Source organism: Propionivibrio sp. (assembly GCF_049316945.1).
Taxonomy (GTDB): domain Bacteria; phylum Pseudomonadota; class Gammaproteobacteria; order Burkholderiales; family Rhodocyclaceae; genus Propionivibrio.
The window spans coordinates 1-2,413 of sequence record NZ_JBMOJE010000315.1 but is presented as its reverse complement, the minus strand read 5'-3'; the positions used below and the strand labels follow the sequence as shown (position 1 = coordinate 2,413).

3 protein-coding genes are annotated in these 2,413 nt (G+C 56.4%); all 3 read left to right on the top strand.

Going from position 1 to position 2,413, the window contains the following annotated elements; all coding sequences use genetic code 11:
* Positions 1 to 66 precede the first annotated feature (66 nt).
* Complete coding sequence (locus ACOYNV_RS27485) at positions 67 to 348, top strand: DUF1778 domain-containing protein (RefSeq protein WP_422903004.1); 282 nt, start codon at positions 67 to 69, stop codon at positions 346 to 348.
* Positions 345 to 875, top strand: coding sequence for a GNAT family N-acetyltransferase (locus tag ACOYNV_RS27480; protein ID WP_422903003.1), 531 nt, complete (start codon positions 345 to 347; stop codon positions 873 to 875). Before ACOYNV_RS27485 ends, ACOYNV_RS27480 begins: the two co-directional genes overlap by 4 nt.
* Positions 876 to 1,295: 420 nt before the next feature.
* Positions 1,296 to 2,413 (top strand): hypothetical protein (locus ACOYNV_RS27475; protein WP_422903002.1); only part of this gene is annotated, 1,118 nt, incomplete at its 3' end.

Here is a 2,413-nt window from a genome sequence, read left to right as displayed (position 1 = left end):
GGTGGCTCCATTAAGCCGCGATTCAAATGGCTCCATAGGGGCGCGAGATAACAGGAGGACAACACCATGCCCACACCCGCATCTACCGCCCGTCTCGAAGCCCGGATCAGCACTAATCTGCATTCGATGCTTAAGCGCGCCGCTGAACTTCAAGGACGCACCATGACTGATTTCGTGGTCGCCGCCGTGCAGGACGCCGCGCAACGCGCCATCGAGAATGCGGAAGTCATCCGCCTATCGCTGGCTGATCAGGAGTGCTTTGCGCAGGCGCTACTGTCGCCGCCACCACCGTCACCGGCTTTGGAACGTGCCTTCGCTCGTCGCAGCAAGTTGTTGCACGCTGAATGAGCAGCGCGCCGTTCCTGCTCACGCCGCTAGATGCTGCGCATGACCGCACCACCTTCAACAGCGGTGCGGAACCGCTGGACCGCTACTTACGGGAACAAGTCACCCAAGACGTTCGCCGCCGCGTGGCAGCATGCTTCGTGGCGCTGGCTGATGGGCAACGCATCGCGGGTTTCTACACAATGGCGTCGGCAAGCCTGCTGCTGGCCGATCTTCCGGCCAGCACTGGCAAGAAGCTGCCGCGCTATCCGACCGTTCCAGCCGTTCGCATGGGCCGCTTGGCCGTCGATCAGGCTTTCAAGGGGAAAGGTCTAGGCGGTGCGCTGCTGGCCGATGCGCTCGACCGAGCCGTACGCTCGGAGATTGCAGCCTATGCCCTGATGGTGGATGCAAAGGATGGGACAGCAGCGGCTTTCTACCAGTATCACGGTTTCATCGCTCTGCCCGACTCGCCGCGCACCCTGTTCTTGCCACTGGCATCTTTGCCATTCCGTGCTCAGGTAATAGTTGCCTCTGGGGTATCCATTTAACCGGAGTTGGCGATTTGCCTCCACGGGCGATCCGGCGATGATCGCTCCAAGCTGGGCGGCCGCTGTAGTGTGCGGTTCGGCCGCAAATAGCTGGACAGAGTGGAAAAATGAAAGTGGCGTGACCATTGACGAGCTTAAGCGGGGGGATTCCGGAAGAATGAGATCCCCGAACGCGGCTAGCGGTGTCGCAGAGCGGTCTTTTTTGAGACATCGGCTACCGGATAATTTCAACTAACTAAATGGTCGGTCAAGCCTACCCCGTCGGCAGTGTGACCGGTTGCGGAAATATTCTATTGCTTAAAAAACCGCAATGAAACGCAACGGGACTTTATACGACCCTCCTCTCAGTATAGAGTCATTGTTGTATGTTGCGGTAATTTGCACTATTGACGACAAAACAGCAATGCGCAACAATGCCCCATGACAACATTTGACGACATCACGTTTCGCAGGTCCGAACTGGCGAACGCCTACCTCGTAGCGCTGAGGGCGCAGCCCGGGCGCCCACTCGCACTATTCGCTCCGCGGCGAGTGGGTAAAACACATTTTCTGACCGGTGACCTGACCCCAGTCGCTGAAACTGCCGGAGCGCTTCCGGTCTACGCCGACCTCTGGCTGAGCAGAAATGACCCATTGGCGGCTATCAACCACGCACTGGAGGAAGCACTCGACGATGCATTGGTGCCAAAAACATCAGCGGGAAAGACGGCAAAAACCTCGGTGAAAAAGGTTGTAGTCTTCGGCACCGGCGTTGACTTGGGCGACACACCGGCCAGGCGCGGCCTCCCAGTAGACGCCGGACTTCGATTTGACGCGCTAGTCACTAGGCTGGCAGCGGCATCCGGCAAGAAAATCGTGCTAATGCTGGATGAATTTCAAGTAATGGCCAAGGCCCCAAACGCCAACGACCTATTAGGAAAGGTCCGAGCAGTGCTGCAAAGACACAAAAAACTGGTCTTTGCAGTATTTACGGGCTCATCGCAAGCGGAACTTGGCACTATGATGGCCAGCGCCGGGGCTCCAATGTATCAGTTCACCCAGATTCTTACGTTCCCAAACTTGGACACAGAGTATTTGGCGCTTTTGGCCGGGCACTATCAGAAGGTGCACAAAACTAAGAGCTTAGTTCTGGCCGACTTGGATCGGATATTTGCGCATATTGGCTGGAAACCGGCCATGATGAAAGACCTCGTAAAAGCGATGTCGGCAGACGGCATAACCGATGTCGATATCGGGCTAAAGGTGTTCTTAGCCGATGCGCGTAATGTTCAAGAGTGGCAAGGCCTGTTTGACAGTCTTCAACCGCTAGACCAAGCAGTTTTGGTACTCATTTCACATGGGATTGCACCGCTTTCCAAGCCTGCGACCGAGGCGTTACTGAAGGTGCCTGGCCTAGCCGCCACGCAGCCAAAAATTCGCTACGCGGTAGACCGCTTGCGGCAGTTACAAATTTTGGCAAAGCCGGAGCACTCAACAACATTCATACTGCAAGACCAACTCCTTGCAGATTACCTCGCCCAGAAGTACCTTCCACACTA